This window comes from Prauserella endophytica (assembly GCF_005146945.1).
Lineage (GTDB): Bacteria > Actinomycetota > Actinomycetes > Mycobacteriales > Pseudonocardiaceae > Prauserella_A > Prauserella_A endophytica.
In genome coordinates this window covers 260130-279360 of sequence record NZ_SWMS01000002.1, presented here as the reverse complement: position 1 = coordinate 279360, position 19231 = coordinate 260130, and the positions used below count along the sequence as shown (strand labels likewise).

Genomic DNA, 19231 nt, shown 5'->3' with positions numbered 1-19231 from the left:
GCGTTTCCCGCCTCAGTCCTGGGTTCCGGTCAGGTGCGTGACGTCGGTGGTGGCGGTGCCCGCGAGCACCACCCGCTCACCGACCATCAGCTCCACGGCACAGTCGGCGAGTGTGCGGCCCTTCTCCTCGCGCAGCGCCGACACCGTGCCGCGCGCGACGACGTGGTCGCCGCCGAGGACATTGCCCTGGAACCGCACGCGGATGCCGCGCAGGTGCTCGTGGCCGCCGGTCCAGGCGGCGAGCATGTTCATGACGTACGCGACGTTGTTCGGGCCCTGGTTGACCGGCTTCTCCCCCATCCCCAGCGCGCGCACGGCGTCGAGGTCGAAGTGGATGGGGTTGGGGTCCACCAGTACCAGCGCCATCGTCTTCATCTTCTCCGCGCTCACGGCGGGCAGCTCCCAGCTCGGGATGACGGTGCCGACCCGGATGGTCATGCGTCCCTCCTCGGGAAGACGATGGAGTTGTAGGTGGACGCGGCGAGCTCGCCCGCGGCGTCGGTGAGCGCCAGCCGGAACCCGACGATGTCGAAGACGCCGGTTCGCTTGCCCCGCTTGCGTTCGGCGGAGACGAACTCGCCGCTGACACTGAAGCTCTCGCCGACCTCGAGCGGGCGTTCGAGCACGGTCTCGTGCTCGCCGAACATCGGTCCGTCGGCGGCGGTCGCGCCGCAGATCGCGAAGACCTCGTCCCAGCTGACGCCCTTGCCGACCGCCACGCTGATGTACGCGAAGAGCGGGTGCGCCACCTTGCCGTCCCTCGGCGACCCGACGACGTCGTTCAGCAGCCAGTCGACGTACGGCTCGATGGTGTAGGTCCCGCCGGGGATCGGGCGGCCGACGATCGCCGCAAGCTCGCTCTCGGTCATCGTCATCGAGACTCCAATTCACCAACCAACTGATTGGTAGAAGTCTGCCAGACGTCGCCCTCCCTGCCAAGCACCTCGGCGGGTGCACACGAGAGAAGGGCCCGAGCCGACGTGCGGCTCAGGCCCTTCTCTCGTCAGCGTGGCGGGCTCAGCCCCGGGAGAACGCCGCGCGCAGCGCCTCGATGCCACCGGCCGAGGCGACCGCGGACTCGGAGGCGACCGAGGACACGATCATCCCGATGTAGACGTCAGCCAGCTGCTCCGCGGTCCTTGGCCCGTCGGGGCGGTACCACCGGGTCATCGAGTTGAGCTCGCCGGTGATCACGATGCTCGCCAGCCGGGGGTCGATGGCCTTGTCGATCACGCCCTGACGCTGACCCTCCTCGAGAATGCCCTGGAGCACCACGACGTAGGTCTCACCGCCCTCGCGGATCTCGGCACGGCGCTCCTCGCTGAGCCGGTCGAACTCGCGCAGCTGGATCGTGTACGGCACGAGGTGGTCCGCGGCGAACAGCACGTGGGTGCGAACGAACGCGGCGAGCTTCTCCAGCGGCGCCTGCTCCGCGTCCGTCACCACGCGCATGTCCGCGATCGCCTCGTCGTAGACATCCTTGATGATCTTGTAGAGGAAGTCCTCCTTCGATCGGACGTAGTGGTAGAGGCTGCCTTTGAGGATGCCGACCCGGTCGGCGATGTCCTGGATGCTGGTCGCGCTGTACCCCTTGTCGAGGATCACCTCGGCGGCGGCCTCGACGATCTCGGCGAAGCGCTCCGGGTCCGGCCCGCGACGCGGCCGCCCCCGCTTGGCCGGCTCGGCGTCGGTTTTCGACATCTGGTCACGTCCCCCTTGCCTGAGCTGCGCCCGCAGCACCGTCGCTGCGTTGCGCGCGGTCGAACCACGGCAGGATAGTCCGGTCACCGTCGACCCACCGACCGTCCACCCGTCGTTCGGCGATCCGCCACCCGAGATCGGTGCGGAGCAGCAGATCACGGTACGACGCCGCGATTTCGACCCGGGCGGGCTTCCCCCGCTCTCCGGTGGCGCGTGCGACCAGCGTGGCCCGCACCTGACTGCGCACGCGCACCCGGCCATCGTGCTCGGCCGTGGCGCTGACACTGCCCAGCAGATGCTGGGTGGCGCGCAGGCCGCGATGGAGTTCCGCCATCACGTCCGCGACCTCCGCCCCGCCCCGGCAGCGGAACGCGCCGTAGTCGGCGACGGCGTCCGGGAGGAAGAGGGAGCGCAGGTCGTCGTACGCCTCGTCGTCGATCGCCCAGCAGTAGCGCGCGAGCAGCTCGGCGGCCACGGCGGTCGCGCGCACGTCGTCAGGAGCCATCGGTCGCCCCCGCCGCCGGATAGTCGGCGCCCTCGAACCACGCCTCGAGCTCCGCCCTCCTGGTGGCGTCGACGAGCTCGACGAAGGGTCCGCTGGGCAGCCGGTGGTAGGCGAACCGGACGGCCCGCCCGCTGCCGTCGTCGAAGGTGAGCACGCGCGGGAACCCGGCTGCCTCCAGCTTCGCGGAGGTGGCGGCGAAATCATCGGCCCACACGCCAACGTGGTGCGCGCCGCCCGCGCCGAAGGACAGCGAGGGGGCCTCCCAGATCGTGCCCGGGACGGGTTCGAGCAGCTCCAGCCGCGGCGAACCGCCCTGGGAGTACGCGAACCGCATCCGTGCGGCCACGGGGCCGTCGGGCGTCAGCACGGGCATCTCCCGCTCCTCCACGCCGGTCCAGGCCACGCCGAAGACGCCGGTCAGGTCGGCCATCGCCGCATCGAGATCCGGGACGACGAAACCGGTGTGGTAGATGTCGGTGATCTTCAGCAACGCGCTCTCCTTCGCATGGGCCGGCGATCAGCCGCCGATGTACGACATCTCCACTCGCGGACCACGCAGACCGTGCTCGCCGCGGAGCTCGGACGCGCGGTCGGCCCGCCCGCCCCAATGCCGGGCGAGCGCCGCGTGCAGCTCCTCGTCGGTCCGGCCGCCACGGACCAGCGCGCGCAGGTCGTGACCCGTGGCCGCGAAGAGACAGGTGAAAAGCTCACCGGTGGCCGAGATCCGGGCCCGCGTGCACGTCCGGCAGAACGGCTTCGTCACCGAGGCGATGATGCCGATCTCGCCGCCACCATCGCGGTAACGGAACCGCGTCGCGACCTCGCCCACCACGCCGGGCGGGACCTCCTCCAGCGGCCACAGCGCGTCGATCCGCGCCCGCACCTCGCAGGCGGGAACGACCTTGTCACGCACCCAGCCGTTGGTGGTGCCGACGTCCATGTACTCGATGAAGCGCAGCGCGACGCCCTCCCCCCGCGCCCACGCGGCGAGATCCTCGATCTGGTGGTCGTTGACGCCGCGCTGGACCACGGTGTTGACCTTGACCCCGAGACCGGCCTGCCGGGCGGCGGCGATGCCGTCCAGCACGGCCGAGAGCGGCAGCGGGGTGTCGGCCATCGCGCGGAAGGTCTGCTCGTCGAGCGCGTCCAGGCTGACGGTGACCCGGTGCAGTCCGTTCCGGGCGAGCACTTCGGCGAACTTCGGCAGCAGGACGCCGTTGGACGTCATGGCGAGATCCTCGATCCCGCCCACCGCGGCGAGCATCGCGACGAGGTCCGGCAGGCCGCCGCGCAGCAGCGGCTCGCCGCCGGTCAGCCGGAGCTTGCGGACCCCGCCGCGCCGGAAGACCCCCGCCAGCCGGGCGATCTCCTCGAAGGTCAGCAGCTCGGAACGCGCGAGAAAGGCGTGGTCGGCGCCGAAGAGCTCGCGCGGCATGCAGTACCGGCAGCGGAAGTTGCACCGGTCCGTGACCGAGATCCGCAGGTCGGTGAGCGGACGGCCGAGGCGGTCGAGCAGGGCGCCCGCACCGCTGCGCTGCTCCATCACTGGTGCTCCTCCCCGGCCGAGACTTTCGGCAACCGTTCGTTTGGTAGGTTATGCGCGATCGGGTCGCCGAGCAACCAGCCCACCGGGAGGACAGCTGCATGAACGCCGGCACAGAGGTCGTTCCGGAGTACGGCAGCCCGGAGCCGCCCGCCGGACGCGGCACCCCACCCGCGTGGTTCTCCGCCGCGCTGCGCCGCGAGCGCCACACCGGCGAGGTGGACGTCGGCGGCGTCCCGATCCGGTTTCTGGCCTGGGGCGAACCCGGCAGTCCCGCCACGATCCTCGTCCACGGCGGCGCGGCACACGCCATGTGGTGGGCGCCGATCGCCGCGCGGCTCGACCCGGACTCCTACGTCGTCGCACTCGACCTGTCCGGCCACGGGTGCAGCGGACACCGGCCGGTCTACGCGGTCGAGCACTGGGCCGAGGAGATCGCCGCCGTCGCGGAGGCCGTGTCGCCGGCCCCGGCCACCGTGGTCGCGCACTCGCTCGGCGGCATCGTGACGTCCTGCGCCATGACACGCGCCGACCTCGCCGGCCGGTTCCGCAGGGCGGTCCTCGTCGACGCGCCCGTCTGGCCCGACGCGGCCGCGCCGGAGCAGCCGCTGGCCGACCGGGAGATCCGGCCCCACCGCACCTACGCAAACGCCGCCGAGGCCCTCGGCCGGTTCCGGCTCGTGCCACCACAGCCGTGCGACAACGACTGGTACGTCGAGCACATCGCCTGGCACAGCCTCCGCCCGGTCGCGCCGTCCGGCTGGCAGTGGCGCTTCGACCCGAGGATCTTCGCCAATCCCACGGGCGACCACCGGATCACGCGGTTCGAGGGCAGCCTGGACCGGGCCGGGTGCCCCTTCGCGGTGGTGATGGGCGAGCGGTCCTACCTCGCGCCGGGCGCACGGGCGGCACTCGCGGACCGGCCGGGCACCCCGCTGCGCTTCGTCCCGGATGCGGCCCACCACGTGATGCTCGACCAACCCCTCGCCCTTCTCTCCCAGCTGCGGGACCTGCTCGGCTCGTGGCCATGAGGACCCTCAGATCCCGGCAGCGGTCAACCTTTCCGCCTTCGGGCGGGCCCGCACGTCTTCGACAGCGGTCACGATCTGCTCGAGCGCGAGGATGAGGAACCCGGCGAACACCGCCAGCCGGGCAGGCCACATCGGCAGCCGGACGAGGCCGAGTTTGTACTCCCCGGTCTCGAAGGCGGCGCTCAGGACGCTCCAGGAGGCCCACGCGAGCAGGATGGCGACAAGCGCCGCGCCGATTCCGCCGGCCAGGCGCACGATCCGGTAGGCCGGCCCCTTCAGCCGGTCCACAAGGGACGACATCGAGACGTGCTGCCGCCGCCGTTCCGCCTCGCCCAGCGCGAAGAACGCGGTCAGCGCCATCGCCAGCTCGACGTACTCGACGGTCCCGGTCACCTCCTGCTTGCCCAGCTCCCGCAGGACCACGTTGTAGACGATGAGCAGCATGATGAACACCATGCCGACGATCGACACCACGGCCAGCGCGCGCGAGAGGGCGTGGACCGTCGCGGCGAACCCCCGGCCGACCGCACCGGCGAGTCCACGGCCGGTCCCGTTCGTTGTCTCGGTCATTCGGTCAGTCCCATCTGGCTCGGGATGAAGGTGACGATGGCCGGGAAGACGAACATCAGGATCACGATGACGATGTCCAGCCTCACGTACCAGAGCACACCCTTGAACGCGGTGCTCAGCTCCACGTCCTTGCGGATCCCGGCGACGACGAACGCGTTGAGCCCCAAGGGTGGCGTGAGCAGCCCGATCTCGATCAGCTTGACGAACAGCAGCCCGAACCAGATCCCGTTCATGCCGAGCTCGGTGATCACCGGATACGTCAGCGGCACCATGATGAGCAGGATCGACGTGGGATCGAGGAACATCCCCAACGGGACGAGTACGAGCAGGAGGAGCGCGACGATCAGCCACGCCGGCACGGGCAGGCCGGTGAGGCCGTCCGCGATCAGCTGCGGCGCTCCGGCGGCCACCATGAACGAGGAGAAGATCGCGCCGCCGATGAGCAGCGAGAAGACCATCCCGTTGAGACTGACCGCGGCGGACAGCGAGTTCCACAGGCTCCTGCCCATCTCCTTCGGCTTGCGCAGGTGCTCGATCACCACCATCAGCAGGGCGACGAACGCCCCGACCGCGGAGGCTTCCACCGCCGTGAAGAAGCCGGAGTACATGCCGCCGATGATGATCACGAACAGCAGTCCGATGCGGAACAGGCTGTAGGCGCCGGAGAGCAGGGCCGGCCGGTTGCTGAGCGGCAGCACGTCCTCGGCGCCCTTGCCGAACAGCTCGGGCTTGCGCTTGGCCCGGATCATGATGCTGATGCCGTAAACGGTGGCGGTGACCACGCCCGGCCCGATACCCGCCATGAGCAGCGCGCCGATGGACTCGCCGGTCAGCACGCCGTAGATCACCAGCGGAACGCTGGGCGGGATGAGCACGCCCAGCGTTCCCGCGGCACCGACCACCCCGGCGGCCACGTGCATGGCATAGCCGGCCTTGCGCATCTCCGTGATCGCGAGGTTGCCGATCGAGATCACCGTGGCGATGCTCGACCCGCTGACCGCGGCGAAGCAGGCGCACGCCGTGAGTGTCGCGACCGCGAGGCCGCCGGGCAGGCTGCGCAGCAGCCAGCCCAGCACGCGGTAGGCGCCCTCGGCGAGGTTCGCCCGCTCCGCCGCGTTTCCCAGCAGGACGAACATGGGAATCACGAGCAAGGTGAACTTCGAGGCACTGCTGATCGGCAGCGCGCCCAGCGTCGACATCCCGACGTCCCAGCCGTCCAGCAGGTAGTAGCCGGCGAATCCCGCGAACGTCAGCGCCAGCGCGATGCGCATTCCCGAGAGCAGTGACACGGCGAGGATCGCGATGACCACCAGGAAGAGCTCAGTGGTTCCCATCGGGTGCAGGCCCTTTCGTCGACCCGGCCGTCCACAGTGGAGGCCGGCAACGTCACTGGGTTACTTCTGACCGCACGTGGTGAGGCCCTCGACGTAGCCCGACTCGCCGGTGTGCTCGTCGACCGCCTCGGTGTAGGCCTGCCAGACCTTCTCGACCGTGCCGGAGTCGGTGGACTTGGCCGCCTCGTCCTTCCAGACCTTCGGCGCGAGCCGCTCCACGGCGTCGGCGATCGTGGCCTGGTCGGCCTCGTTCCAGCGGACGATCGTGCCGCCGGAGTCGAGGAACTTCTCGCAGGCCTGCTTGTCGTACCTGGTCATCAGCTCGTCGGCCTTGGCGTACCACTCGCCCTTGAGCTCCTCGATCACGGCCTTGGCGTCGTCGGACATCCGGTCGTAGGCGTTCTTGCTGATCGCGAAGATGGAGCCGCCGTTCTCGCCGACGTCCGGCGCCATGTACTTCGCGACGTCCGTGATGCCGTTGGCGACCTGCGTGTCCATCGGGTAGGTCACGCCGTCGACGATGCCGCGCTCGACGGACTCGTAGACCTCCTCCGATGCCTGGAACGTCGGCTCCGCACCGAGTTCCCGCCACACCACCGAGGAGGGCTGGGCCGGGATGCGGATCTTGAGTCCGTCCACATCGGCCAGTGACTTGACCTCGGGCTTGAACGCGACCGCGGAGGCGTTGTTGGGCAGGAAGCCGATGAGCACGAGGTCCTGCTTGGCGAGCTCGTCGGCGAAGGCGTCCACGCCGTTGACGAGGTCCTGCAGCGCCCGCAGCCGCGCCGCCTGGTCGGCGTGCGCGATCGGCACCATGTTGATGTTGTTGAGCGGGAGCTCGGCCGGGAAGTACGCCGGGACGACATTGCCGGCCTCGGCACGCCCCTGCTTGAGCCCGGGGAGCGTGTCGGTGCCGGACAGCAGCCCGCCTCCGTAGGTGACCTCCGTCTTGACCTGCCCGTCCGTGCGCTTCTCCAGTTCGTCCATGAACCACTGGATGAGGTCGGACTGCGATCCGCCAGGCGGCAAGACCTGCGCGGCCCGGACCTGGACGGGTCCACCCGCCTGGGACGCGGCACCCGCGCAGCCGCTCGCGACCAAGGCGAGACCGGCGAGTCCGGCGAGGAGCCGGGTGACCCGGCTGGTCCTGGTGGTGCGCATCATTGCGCCCTCCTCTGGATGTGCGTGTCTCGAAAACCGAGGCCGGTCGGATTCATTCGACCAACCGGTTGGTCAATTAAGACCGACAGTATCTGTGGTGTCAAGCACACTCGAAAGTGGACGTTGTGACTTGACTCACACGGTGACGCCGTGTCGCTGCACCGTCACCGTTGTCAGAGCGAATAGCCCCCGTCGACGTCGATCCACTGGCCCGTGACGTACCGAGCCTCGTCGCTCGCCAGGAATCCCACGGCGGCGGCGATGTCGCGGGCCTTGCCGAACGACGCCAGCGGGATCCGTCCAAGTGCGACCTGGAGATGTTCGGGGAGGATGTCACCGCGGTCCAGCAGCGCCTGGGTCATGCCCTCGTCGAGGATGCCCACGCCCACGGCGTTGGCGCGGACGCCGTAGCGTCCCTCCTCGGCCGCCACCGCCTTCACCACCGCCTCGTTGGCCGCCTTCGGCCCGCTGGAGAGCACGTCCCGCAGGACGAAGCGGCGGTTGGCGACCGTCGAGACCACCACCACGGACCCCCGCGTCTCGCGCAGCGCGGGCAGTGCCGCGCTGATCACCGCGAACGTACCGCCCGCGTCGATCCGCAGCTGCTCGGCGTACTGCTCGGGCGGCAGCGCGCTGACCCAGGACTGGAAGTTCGTCGGCGACGCGGCCAGCACCACGGTGTGGAGCCCGCCGTGTCTGCCCGCCACCTCCTCGACCACGCTCCGGACTCCTCCGGGGTCGCCGAGGTCGAGCCGGACCGCCACACCGTCCACACCGGACTTCCTCACCAGCGCCGCGGTTTCCTCGGCGGCGGCCGCGTTGCCGGCGTAGGTGACGGTGACGTCGGCGCCGAGCTCGGCCAGCCGGATCGCCACCGCCCGGCCGATGGCGCCGCTGCCGCCGACGACAAGGCACCCGCCGGCCCGGCCGCCGAACGCGTCCGTTGACATCAGCCGGACACCGCCGCGGGCACCTCCGGCGCGTCACCGGCCCGGACCCGGCAGCGCGCTCCGCGCAACGGCTGGTCGCCCGCGAAGCTCGACAACTCGGGCGCGCCCGGGGTGATGGCATTGGCGTTGGAGACCCACACGCCGGACAGGTGCGGCTCGTACTGTTGCTGCTCGGGGTTCCACCAGTAGCCGTCGGGGTTCACCGTGTCGCGCCGCAGGGAGGCGTCGAAGCGGGCCCGCTGCCTGATCGCGCCCTCGGGTCGTTCGATGATCATCCACTCGCCATCGACGACACCGTACTTCGCGGCGGTGTCGGGGTGGATGTCACACAGCGGCTCGGGATGGATCCGGCGCAGGCGCGCGCTCTGGCGGAGGTTCGAGGCGGTCAGCTCACGTACCCGGCTGCCGGGGATCATCTGCAGAGGGTACTCCTCCTCCGGGGCGTCCGGGATCGAGTAGGGCGGTCCGGTGTAGACCGGCCGCGCCTCGATGCCGAAGCGCTCGAACATGCTCGGCACCAGCTCCACCTTGCCCGAGGGAGTGGCGAACCCGCGCTCCCGGTACTTGTAGAACACGGGCTTGGTGAAGCGGTGGTTTACCTCGCCGTCGGCCCACTCGCGATAGGACTTGCCGGACGGCGCGAGGAACCGGTCGAACATCCCCTCCACGGTCTCCGGCCAGTAGCCGGGATCGTCGGAGAGCCTGCGGCCCAGCTCGGCCCAGAGGTCGTAGTCGTTCCTCCGCTCCCCGATGGTGGTGGCGACCTGCTGGCCCACCACGAAGAAGTTGCCGATCCCCCAGTGGGCGCTGAGGTCGGCGCGCTCCATGAAGTCCGCCGCTGGCAGCACGTAGTCGGAGAGCTGTGCCGTCGGTGTCATCCACATGTCCATCGTGACGAGCAGCTCGAGGTTCTCGCTCGTGAACGCCTCGTAGGCGTCCCTGCCCGCACCCATCGACAACAGCGGCTCCCCGCACTGCACGATGATCGCCTTCACCGGGTACGGGTCCTGCCTCGTGACGGCGCGGTAGATCGCGGGCTGGCTCGCGAACAGCACGTAGGCGGTGCCGGTGTGCCCCTGCGGGTAGACCTTCCCGGTGGCCTCGCGGAACGCCTGGTACCCGGAGATCGACGTGATCGGCGTTTCGTGGGCGTTGACGCTTTCCCTCGTGCGCAGGGGATGGTCGACCAGCTTCTCGAAGTTGATGTTCGGCAGCCACGCGAAGGTGCCGGCGTCGTAGGGGTTGCCGAGCGGCTCCCCGCCGGGGCGGTCCAGGTTGCCGGAGATGGCCCGCAGGATCGCCCGCCCGAGCACCGCCGAGCGGGAGGCGCCCTCTCCGAGCTGCGTGGCGGCGACGCCGAACGACAGGCGGGCGGGTCCCAGTGTGGCGTACATGTGCGCGGCCTTCACCACGTCGGCCGCGGGAACGCCGGTGATCTCCTCGGTGCGTTCGGGAGTCCACTTCGCGGCCTCGGCCTCGACCTCGTCGAAGCCGGTGCACCACTGTTCGACGAACTCCCTGTCGTAGATGTCGTCGCGGATCATCACGTGGATGAGCCCCAGCGCGAGCGCGCCGTCGGTGCGGGGGCGCACCTGGAGATGCAGGTCCGCCCGCTCGGCCGTCTTGGTCCTGCGAGGGTCGACGACGATGAGCTTGGCGCCCTGGGCCTGACACTGGCGCAGCCGTTCGAACGAGGGCGGCGAGGACTCCGCGGGGTTGGAGCCCCAGATGATGATGCACTTGGTCTTGCCGGGGTAGTAGCTCTGGTAGACGGTGTCCCAGCCGTAGACCGAGACCTCCGCGATGTACTCACCGACACCGCAGTTGCGGCCCTGGCTCACGAAGTTGGGGGTGCCGAAGTCGGCCGCCCAGCGCCAGCTCGCCCAGTCGCCCGGCGTCTTGTGGGTGCCGCCGAGGGTCGCAACCGACTCGGGGCCGTCCTTCTCCCGGAGTTCCCGGAGCTTCTCGGCGATCTCGTCCATCGCCTGCTCCCAGGAGATCCGCTCCCACTTGCCCTCACCGCGCTTGCCCACGCGCTTGAGCGGGTAGTTCAGCCGGTCGTCGTGGTGGTGGATCTCGATCGCCGTCGTGCCCTTGATGCACAGCTTGCCGTTGGCCACCGGATTCTCGCGGTCTCCGTCGAACGCCAGCGGATGCCCGTCGCCGTCGACGTGGAACAGCATGCCGCAGTGCTGCGGACACAACGTGCAGAACGTCCGGCGAACGTCGGGACCGTCCGCGAAATTCAGCTTGGCCAACGCTATGCTCCCGTCGCATCTACCAATCGTTTGGTGAAATGAATCTACCTCGCCGTGGCTCCACTCACAAGGGCCACTCCGGCCCCGGCGGGGAATGCGCTGGCCAGGACGTCCTGGCGGGGCGTCGGGCGCCGGCCCGGCACACGGCCTTTGCGCCGACCTGCGTGCGTTCGCGGCGGTGGCCGGACTCGGCGTCGGCGTCGGCGCAACAGCGGAAGACATCGCCTGCCGGTTACCCGGCCTCGTCCGGATCGCGCAACTCAGCTCCGGGCCGGGTGCGGTCGGGCTTCACCGACGCCCCCTGGCTCGCCCGCTCCCGCGCGCGGCTCTCCAGCCACATCGCGATCCCGGCGCCAGCGGCCGTGCCCACCGCCATCGCGCCGAACAACAGCAGCCACCACACGTCGATGACGTGTCCGACGATCGCGATTCCAGCACCCACGCCGAAGACCCCGCCGACCGCGGTGGTCCTGCCCGGGTTGACCGGGGCGCGCTTGCGCGGTCTCGCCTTCGACCGGGGGGACAGCGCCGGAGCGACCCAGAACGCCGCGCACGAGATCATCAGCAGCACGACGCCGACGTCGCGCCACGCGTTGTCCGCCTCGGCGAGCCCGTAGGCCAGCACGGCGAAACCGCCGACGAAGGCGACGCCGAACGGGGTCGCCCTCCAGCCGCCCAGGAGGTACAGCCCGGCGCACGCGGCGATCAGCAGGCCGAGTCCGATCAGCCCCAGCATCACGCCCATCGCGACGGGCAGCATGTAGTCCGACGGATAGATCTCGGCCGCACCCAGCGCACCGGCGCCGATGCCGAGCACGGGGCCCGCGATGACGAGCCCCACACAGATCCTGGTGACGGTCTTCTCGAACTTCCCGGTATCCGCGGGCCCCTGCCCGCGATCCACCTTGCCGGACGCCATCGCGCTCCCTCCGCCGCACGCCGCGTACCACGCGGTGCTCCGACGAGCCGGGCACGCTACGGCGTGATCACCGGCGGCGCGAGCAGAATACCCAGAGCTCCGGGCAGCCGAAGCGGGTCGCCCGCGCCGCTCCGGGACCTCAGTCGATCAGCCGGCTCGTGCGCGCGAGCCACACGGCGTGGGTGCGGTTCTCGGCGCCGAGCTTGCGCATGACGCTGCGGAGGTAGGCCTTCACCGTGTTCGGCATCAGGCCCAGCTCGGCGGCGATGTCGTTGTTCGACGCGCCGGCGGCGACGTGTTCCAGCACCTCGACCTCGCGCTTCGACAGCGGTCCGCGCGCACCCGGCTCGCGGGGCCGTCCGCTGCCGGTGACGAAGTTCAGCAAGCCCTCGCAGACCTGGTGCAGGCGTTGCCGCGCGGACTGGTCCGCCACGAGCTCGATCGCCGCTTCCAGCTCGCTCAGCACGTCGCCGAGTGCCCGGGTGTCGCGCAGGGCCGCCGAGGAGCCCTCGGCCAGCCTCCGCCGGACCTCCAGCTCGATAGCCAGGTCGCGTTCGAGCGAGCGGACCGCGGCGGCCGCACGGGCCGCGGTGCGATCGCCGAGCGGGAGACTGTCCCGCCGCGCCAGGTACACCAGCCCCGCCACGTCGCCGTCCAGGCGCACCGGCAGGGCCAGAACCGCTCCCACCCGCTCGGGCGCGACGGCGTGGTCGTAGGCGTGCACGATGTGCGGCGTGCTGAGATAGTCGCGCACGACCACCGGCCTGCGCTGCGCCAGCGCCTTGCCCCCGAGCCCGGATCCCCGGCGCACCCGCACGTGGCGAAGCGTCTGCCCGAGGTTGCCGTCGAGGTGCCGGATCGTCACCGAGCCGCCCCCGGCATCGAGCGGTCCCCCGAAGGTCAGGTCGACCGCGCACTCCCGGCGCAGCGCGTGCACGCGGTGCGGCAGCATCCGGTCGAGCTCGCGCACGGCCGCTCCGGTCATGGGCTCACCCCTCCCGGACCGCCGACCCGGCGGTCCTGAGTGGACGGTTCACCGGCGCCTCCAGCACGGCCGTGGCCGCGCCGGCGACCGCGTCCACCGCACCGTCGGTGTGCATCACCCGCGGCGTCCGAACCGTGTCGTCGACGAGAACCCGGGCCGTGTGGGCAAGCATCTGCGTGGCCGAGTCGGACCGTTCCGGACGCGCGGCACGGGTCCAGTGAGCCCACTCCTGAAGGTGCTCACCACGGGCCCTGGCGAGGCGCTCGGCGGCGTCGGGCGGCAGGTGGTGCGCTTCGGTCACCGTCACCCCCAGCAGGTTCACCGCCTCCGCGGCGAGCCGGACGTAACCGGCGACCATCGCCGCCGGCGCAGCGGCGTCGCTCGTGGCCGTGCGCAGAGCCCTGATCGTCTCCAGCGACACCCATTCGCCGAACCGGTCGGCGATGGCCACGAGCATGGCCGTCTTGCTGTCAAAGTAGCGGTAGATGGCGGGTCCGGCCAGGCCCGCCTCGGCCGCGATGCCGTCGACGCTCGCGCCGTCGAAACCGCTCCGCTGGAACGTGTCGGCGGCGATGGCGATCAGCTGCTCCCGCCGGGACACCGGCGCCCGGCCGCCGGGCTCCGGCCAGGCCCCGGGCTCCCCGGCGCGGATGTCGTGATCCACCACGGCCAGCGCGGCAGCGCTGAGCAACGCGGCCGTCTGCTCCGCGTCGCCCGAGCCCAGCGGGGCCTCGCCGTGGCTGTTGAGCACCGCGATGGTCGCCCACGCCCGCACCGTGACCTCGACGGGCTCCAGGTCCGGCCGCCGCAGGCGGATCGCGCGCGCGAGTCCGGACGCCATGTCGTTCAGCCTGGCCCGCAGCGCGCGGGAGCCCTCGGGATCGAGGTGCCGGGCCTCCCGCTTCCACAGCCGGGCCATGTACGGGACGGCCAGCGAGGCCCTGGCCATCGCGTGCAGGTCATCGGGTAGCCGAGCCGGGTCGTATCCGGGTGTGAGCTCCGGCAGCGCGGACAGGAACGCGCCCTGCGCCTCGAACAGCACGTGGGACAGCAGCGCCTGTTTGTTCGCGTAGTGCCGGTACAGGGCGCGGGGGGTGATCCCGGTGGCGTCGGCGATGTCGCTCATGCGCACCGAATGGAAGCCGCGCTCGGCGAACAGCGCCCGCGCGTGGACGGAGATCTGCTCCCGCCGGTCACTGGGCCTGCGCGCCCTCGCCGGGCCGCTCACGCTCGTCATCCCGTCCCCCTTCATCGGACATCACGGAGCCTAACACGTGAACGTTGATGTACTTACTTGACGTCGTCGCGGCTTTACCCCCATACTTCCGCCGTCAAGTGGATTCGGTCACGTTAACGATCAGTGACTCACACCGGTACACATCTCGGGAGGCGAGCGACACTATGAAGGTCCGCAGGGTTGTCATGGGCGACGACGGCAACGGCACGACGACGGTTCTCGACGACGGCACCGTCGAGCCGACCACGGCCACGTTGCTGCCCGGGGTCGAGATCCACCGCGTATGGGAGCTGGACTCGGTGTCGGTGCCGGTCACCGACGCGTCCGCCGGTGCCCCGAAGTCCACGTTCTTCCCCGCCAACCCCGGTGTGCGGTTCGGCTTCCTCACGGTTCCGCCGGGTATCACCTATGTCCCGGAGCCGGGTGCGGACCTTGCGGCCGCGGCGGCGGAGATGGAGGAACGCCTGCCGGGCGCGGCAGCCACGTTCGCGTTCCCCGACAAGCCGGGCGCACACGTCACCCAGACCGTCGACTACATCGTCGTGCTCTCGGGCGACGGCGTCCTGCGCTTCGACGACGTCGAGGTGCGGCTGTCCCAGGGCGACTGCCTGATCCAGAACGGCACCCCGCACGCCTGGTTCAACGACGGCACCGAGCCGTTCGTTGTGGCGTTCGCCCTCTGCGGCGCCACCCGCTGACCCGTCCCCGTCCCTCCACCGAAAGGCGGCCTCGCGTGAGCACACCGCCCGCGCCCTCCCCCACCGCGATCCGCAGGGCGTTGCGGCGCGCGCGGGACGGCGCGCCGCTGGACGTCACCGAGGCCGCCGTGCTGCTTGCCGCCGAAGGCAAGGACCTCGACGCGCTGCTCGCAGCCGCCTCGCGGGTGCGGGACGCGGGACTGGCGGCCGAGGGACGGACCGGGGTCGTCACGTACTCGCGCAAGGTGTTCGTGCCGTTGACCCGCCTGTGCCGGGACCGTTGTGGGTACTGCACGTTCGCAACGGTCCCTGGCAGGGTCGACTCGCCCTATCTCGAACGCGACGAGGTGCTCGAGATCGCGCGGGCCGGCGCCGCGGCCGGTTGCCGCGAGGCGTTGTTCACGCTGGGCGACCGGCCCGAGGACCGCTGGCCGCAGGCCAGGCACTGGCTCGCCGAACGCGGCTACGAATCCACAGTGGACTACCTCAGGTCGTGCGCCGTCGCCGTGCTGGAGGAGACCGGCCTGCTCCCGCACCTCAACCCCGGCGTGCTGAGCTGGCAGGAGCTGCACCGGCTCAAGCCGGTGGCGCCGAGCATGGGGATGATGCTGGAGACGACGGCGCGCCGCCTGTGGTCGGAGAAGGGCGGCCCGCATTTCGGCAGTCCCGACAAGGAACCCGCCGTGCGGTTGCGGGTCCTCGCCGACGCGGGCCGGGTCGGCGTGCCGTTCACCACCGGAATCCTGATCGGCATCGGGGAGACCCTCGCCGAGCGGGCCGAGTCGCTCTTCGCCATCCGGGCCGTCGCCCGCGAGTACGGCCATGTGCAGGAGGTGATCGTCCAGAACTTCCGGTCCAAACCGGACACCGCGATGCGGGCGACGCCCGACGCCGGGCTGACCGCGCTGGCCGCCACCGTGGCCGTCGCCAGGCTCGTGCTCGGACCCACCATGCGGGTGCAGGCTCCGCCCAACCTCGTCGGCGGGGAGCACGCGTTGCTGCTGCGCGCCGGCATCGACGACTGGGGCGGGGTGTCCCCGGTGACACCCGACCACGTCAACCCCGGGCACCCGTGGCCCCGGATCGACGAGCTGGCGGCGCACTCCGAGGCGGCGGGTTTCACCCTGCGCGAGCGCCTGACCGTGTACCCGCCCTACGTCCTCGCGGGCTCGCCGTGGATCGACGCCAGGCTGCACGCCCACGTCGCCGCGCTGGCCGACCCCGCCACCGGGCTGGCCGACGAGTCGGCGACCCCCGAGGGGCGTCCGTGGCAGGAGCCCGACGGCGGGGAGATCGGCACCACCGGCAGGGCGGATCTGCACACCACAGTGGACACCGCGGGCAGGAGCTCCGACCGCAGGGGAGACTTCGACAGCGTCTACGGCGACTGGGACGCGCTGCGCGAGCGTGCTCCCGGCCGCGGCGCACCGGCCCGGCTCGACGGCGACGTCAAGGCGGCGCTCGCGCTCGCCGAGGCGCGGCCGTCCGCGCTGCTCGATCCCGCGTGCGAGGCCGAGGCCACGGACCTGCTGCTCGCCGACGGCCCGGCGCTGGAGGCACTCGCGCGGCTGGCCGACGACGTGCGCGCCGACGTGGTGGGCGACGACGTCACCTACGTGGTCAACCGCAACATCAACTTCTCCAACGTCTGCTACGTGGGCTGCCGGTTCTGCGCCTTCGCCCAGCGCGAGCGCGACCCGGACGCCTACCGGCTCTCACTGGACGAGGTCGCCGCGCGGGCGGTGGAGGCCGCCGAGGCCGGGGCCACGGAGGTGTGCCTGCAGGGCGGTATCGACCCCCGGCTCCCCACGTCGTTCTACCCCGATCTGGTCAGAGCGGTGAAGGCCGCGGCGCCCGTGCTGCACGTCCACGCGTTCAGCCCGATGGAGATCACCGCGGCGGCGGCCAGGGCAGGCGTGCCGGTGGCGGACTGGCTGGGCGAGCTGCACGAGGCAGGGCTCGGCTCCATTCCGGGCACGGCAGCCGAGATCCTCGACGACGACGTCCGCTGGCTCCTCACCAAGGGCAAGCTGCCCGCCGCGCAATGGGTCGACGTGGTGACGACCGCGCACCGGCTCGGCATCCCGTCCTCGTCGACGATGATGTACGGCCACGTCGACGCCCCGCGGCACTGGCTCGCCCACCTCCGCACGATCGCACGCGTGCAGGACGAGACCGGCGGGTTCACCGAGTTCGTGCTGCTGCCGTTCGTGCACCACAACGCTCCGATCTACCTCGCGGGCATCGCGCGGCCAGGGCCGACGGTGCGGGACAACCGCGCGCTGCACGCCGTCGCGCGGCTGGCCCTGCACGGCCGGATCGACCACATCCAGTGCTCGTGGGTGAAGCTCGGCGACGAGCTGTCCGCGCGGATCCTGCGCGGCGGAGCCGACGATCTCGGCGGCACGCTCATGGAGGAGACCATCAGCAGGATGGCCGGCTCGGTGCACGGCTCGCGGCGCACCGTCGCCCAGCTCGAGGCGATCGCCACCGCCGCTGGGCGGCCGTTGCGGCAGCGCGACACCGTCTACTCCGGACGCACCGTGGCCGAAGGAGCGCGACCGTGACCGCCCCGCCACTGTGGCTGCTGATGCCGGTGAAGCCACCGCATCGCGCCAAGTCCCGCCTGCGCGGCCTCACGGGCCTGCGCGGCTCGCACGAGGAGCTCGTGCTCGCCATGGCGGCCGACACGCTCGCCGCCGCGCTCGACGCACCCGGAGTCGCCGGGGTGGTCGCGGTGACCGGCGACCCGGTGGCGGCTCGGACGCTGGCCGCGCTCGGCGCGCGGACCTTCTGCACCGAGCGGCACGGATCCGGGCTCAACGCCGCCCTCGACGCCGCGGCGGCACGGTTGCGCGACCGCGACGCCGAGGTCTCGCTCGGCGTGCTCCCGGCCGACCTGCCCGCGCTGCGTTCGGCCGAGCTCGGCGCCGCGATCGCCCACGCCGGGGGACGCCGCGGGTTCTGCACCGACATCGCGGGCACGGGAACCACGCTCCTGCTCGCGGGCAGGGGCCCGCTGGAACCCTCCTACGGTCCGGACTCGGCCCGCAGGCACGCCCGGTCGGCGACCGAGCTGCGTGGACCGTGGCCGAGCGTGCGGGCCGATGTGGACACCCCGGCGAGCTGGCTGCTGGCGGCCGGGCTCGGCCTCGGCCCCCGCAGCGCGGCCCTCGCACGGCCCGGGCTGGTGAGCACATGAGCACGTCCTCGGGACCCCTCGCCGGCGTGAAGGTGGTGGAGCTCGCCGCGATCGGGCCGGCCCCGTTCGCCGCGATGCTCCTCGCCGACATGGGCGCGCAGGTGATCCGGCTCCAGCGCCCCGGCGACGACGGCGTCGGCGCGGGCGCGTGGAACCACCTGCACCGGGGCCGTCCCTCGGTGGCATGCGACCTCACCACCCCCGCAGGGCGGGAGCTCGTCCTGCGCCTCGCGGAGAGGGCGGACATCCTCGTCGAGGGCTTCCGGCCCGGCGTGTTGGAGCGCCTCGGGCTCGGCCCCGACGAGATGCTGGCACGCAATCCTGCCCTCGTGTACGGCCGCGCCACCGGGTACGGCCAGGACGGCCCGCTGGCCACCGTCCCCGGACACGACATCAACTACATCGCGCTGGCCGGAGCACTCGGCGCCATCCGCCGCCACGGGGAACGCCCGCTGGCCCCGCTGAGCCTCGTCGGCGACTTCGGCGGTGGCGGGATGCTGCTCGCCTTCGGTGTGCTGTGCGGGTTCATCGAGGCCCGCACCTCCGGAAAGGGTCAGGTGGTGGACGCCGCGATGGTCGACGGCGCCGCGTTGCTCACCACCGTGTTCCACGCGCTGCGCAACGCGGGCGACTGGACCGACGAGCCCGGCACCAACGTCCTCGACAGCGGCGCGCACTTCTACGAGGTCTACGACACCGCCGACGGCCACGTCGCCGTCGGCGCGCTCGAACCGCGGTTCTACAGCGAGCTGCTCCGGCTGCTGGAGCTCGATCCCGCCGAGTTCCCCCAGTGGGATCGGTCTCGCTGGACGGAGCTGAAGCACCGGTTCGCGCAGATCTTCCGCTCCCGCCCGACGGCGCACTGGGCGAAGCTGTTCGAGCACGAGCAGGCCTGCGTGACCGCCGTATACGGGCTCGCCGACGCACCCGACCATCCCCACAACCGGGCCCGCGGCACGTTCGTCGAGGTCGACGGCGCGCTGCAGCCCGCACCCGCTCCCCGGTTCAGCCGGACCCCTCCCCCGGTCCCGACTCCCGCCGCCGAGCCAGGCTCGGGCGACGGGACCGCCCTCGCCGCGTGGGGACTCAGCGCGGCCGACATCGCCACCCTCACCCGATCGCACGAAAGGACCTGAC

General features: G+C 71.4%; 19 protein-coding genes. 5 read left to right on the top strand and 14 right to left on the bottom strand.

Features of this window, described 5'->3' with window-relative positions; genetic code table 11:
- Nucleotides 1-12: 12 nt before the first annotated feature.
- From FCN18_RS05160 to moaA, 6 genes are all read right to left on the bottom strand, one after another.
- Nucleotides 13-438, bottom strand: a complete 426-nt coding sequence (locus FCN18_RS05160) for a MaoC family dehydratase (RefSeq protein WP_112269752.1) — start codon at nt 436-438, stop codon at nt 13-15.
- Nucleotides 435-875 (bottom strand): hypothetical protein, encoded by a 441-nt coding sequence (locus tag FCN18_RS05155; protein ID WP_206077813.1) that lies wholly within the window; start codon nt 873-875, stop codon nt 435-437. The genes FCN18_RS05160 and FCN18_RS05155 overlap by 4 nt, the downstream gene beginning before the upstream one ends.
- Nucleotides 876-1017: 142 nt before the next feature.
- Nucleotides 1018-1701, bottom strand: a complete 684-nt coding sequence (locus tag FCN18_RS05150) for a TetR/AcrR family transcriptional regulator (protein ID WP_112269750.1) — start codon at nt 1699-1701, stop codon at nt 1018-1020.
- A gap of 4 nt (nt 1702-1705) precedes the next feature.
- Nucleotides 1706-2206, bottom strand: coding sequence for a nuclear transport factor 2 family protein (locus tag FCN18_RS05145; protein ID WP_158303059.1), 501 nt, complete (start codon nt 2204-2206; stop codon nt 1706-1708).
- A complete protein-coding gene (locus tag FCN18_RS05140) occupies nt 2196-2696 on the bottom strand; it encodes a VOC family protein (RefSeq protein ID WP_112269746.1) in 501 nt (166 codons plus the stop codon). The genes FCN18_RS05145 and FCN18_RS05140 overlap by 11 nt, the downstream gene beginning before the upstream one ends.
- A gap of 27 nt (nt 2697-2723) precedes the next feature.
- On the bottom strand, nt 2724-3749 hold the full coding sequence (gene moaA / locus FCN18_RS05135) for a GTP 3',8-cyclase MoaA (protein WP_137093559.1): 1026 nt from the start codon (nt 3747-3749) through the stop codon (nt 2724-2726).
- A 101-nt stretch (nt 3750-3850) separates the two neighbouring features.
- On the opposite strand from moaA, the gene FCN18_RS05130 reads away from it, so the two are divergent.
- Nucleotides 3851-4780, top strand: a complete 930-nt coding sequence (locus FCN18_RS05130) for an alpha/beta fold hydrolase (RefSeq protein WP_158303058.1) — start codon at nt 3851-3853, stop codon at nt 4778-4780.
- 6 nt (nt 4781-4786) lie between these two features.
- On the opposite strand, the gene FCN18_RS05125 is transcribed toward FCN18_RS05130, so the two are convergent.
- The 8 genes from FCN18_RS05125 to FCN18_RS05090 form a co-directional block, all read right to left on the bottom strand.
- The gene (locus tag FCN18_RS05125; protein WP_112269740.1) at nt 4787-5350 is read right to left on the bottom strand and encodes a TRAP transporter small permease; all 564 of its coding nucleotides are present in this window, start codon (nt 5348-5350) and stop codon (nt 4787-4789) included.
- Nucleotides 5347-6684 (bottom strand): TRAP transporter large permease, encoded by a 1338-nt coding sequence (locus FCN18_RS05120; RefSeq protein ID WP_112269738.1) that lies wholly within the window; start codon nt 6682-6684, stop codon nt 5347-5349. Before FCN18_RS05120 ends, FCN18_RS05125 begins: the two co-directional genes overlap by 4 nt.
- A 60-nt stretch (nt 6685-6744) precedes the next feature.
- Entirely contained in the window at nt 6745-7848 is a 1104-nt protein-coding gene (gene dctP, locus FCN18_RS05115) for a TRAP transporter substrate-binding protein DctP (RefSeq protein ID WP_113644347.1), read from the bottom strand.
- Between the two features lie 170 nt (nt 7849-8018).
- On the bottom strand, nt 8019-8795 hold the full coding sequence (locus FCN18_RS05110) for an SDR family NAD(P)-dependent oxidoreductase (protein WP_112269735.1): 777 nt from the start codon (nt 8793-8795) through the stop codon (nt 8019-8021).
- Nucleotides 8795-11053: a molybdopterin-containing oxidoreductase family protein gene (locus FCN18_RS05105; protein WP_228713655.1), complete on the bottom strand. Its 2259-nt coding sequence runs from the start codon at nt 11051-11053 to the stop codon at nt 8795-8797. The genes FCN18_RS05110 and FCN18_RS05105 overlap by 1 nt, the downstream gene beginning before the upstream one ends.
- 232 nt (nt 11054-11285) lie before the next feature.
- Nucleotides 11286-11972 carry a hypothetical protein gene (locus tag FCN18_RS05100; protein WP_206077812.1) on the bottom strand — a complete coding sequence of 229 codons (687 nt, stop codon included), beginning with the start codon at nt 11970-11972 and terminating at the stop codon, nt 11286-11288.
- 139 nt (nt 11973-12111) lie between these two features.
- On the bottom strand, nt 12112-12957 hold the full coding sequence (locus tag FCN18_RS05095; protein WP_137093554.1) for a LuxR C-terminal-related transcriptional regulator: 846 nt from the start codon (nt 12955-12957) through the stop codon (nt 12112-12114).
- 4 nt (nt 12958-12961) lie between these two features.
- Complete coding sequence (locus FCN18_RS05090; protein WP_158303057.1) at nt 12962-14194, bottom strand: TetR/AcrR family transcriptional regulator; 1233 nt, start codon at nt 14192-14194, stop codon at nt 12962-12964.
- Between the two features lie 164 nt (nt 14195-14358).
- Between FCN18_RS05090 and FCN18_RS05085 the strand changes: the two genes are divergently transcribed.
- Genes FCN18_RS05085 through FCN18_RS05070 form a run of 4 tightly spaced genes read left to right on the top strand, consistent with a single transcriptional unit; the run spans nt 14359 to nt 19230 of the window.
- Nucleotides 14359-14892, top strand: coding sequence for a cupin domain-containing protein (locus FCN18_RS05085; protein ID WP_158303056.1), 534 nt, complete (start codon nt 14359-14361; stop codon nt 14890-14892).
- 35 nt (nt 14893-14927) lie between these two features.
- Nucleotides 14928-17459: a bifunctional FO biosynthesis protein CofGH gene (locus tag FCN18_RS05080; protein WP_137093552.1), complete on the top strand. Its 2532-nt coding sequence runs from the start codon at nt 14928-14930 to the stop codon at nt 17457-17459.
- Complete coding sequence (gene cofC, locus FCN18_RS05075) at nt 17456-18094, top strand: 2-phospho-L-lactate guanylyltransferase (protein WP_228713654.1); 639 nt, start codon at nt 17456-17458, stop codon at nt 18092-18094. The genes FCN18_RS05080 and cofC overlap by 4 nt, the downstream gene beginning before the upstream one ends.
- Nucleotides 18091-19230, top strand: coding sequence for a CaiB/BaiF CoA transferase family protein (locus FCN18_RS05070; protein WP_137093549.1), 1140 nt, complete (start codon nt 18091-18093; stop codon nt 19228-19230). The genes cofC and FCN18_RS05070 overlap by 4 nt, the downstream gene beginning before the upstream one ends.
- The last annotated feature ends 1 nt before the right edge of the window (nt 19231 follow it).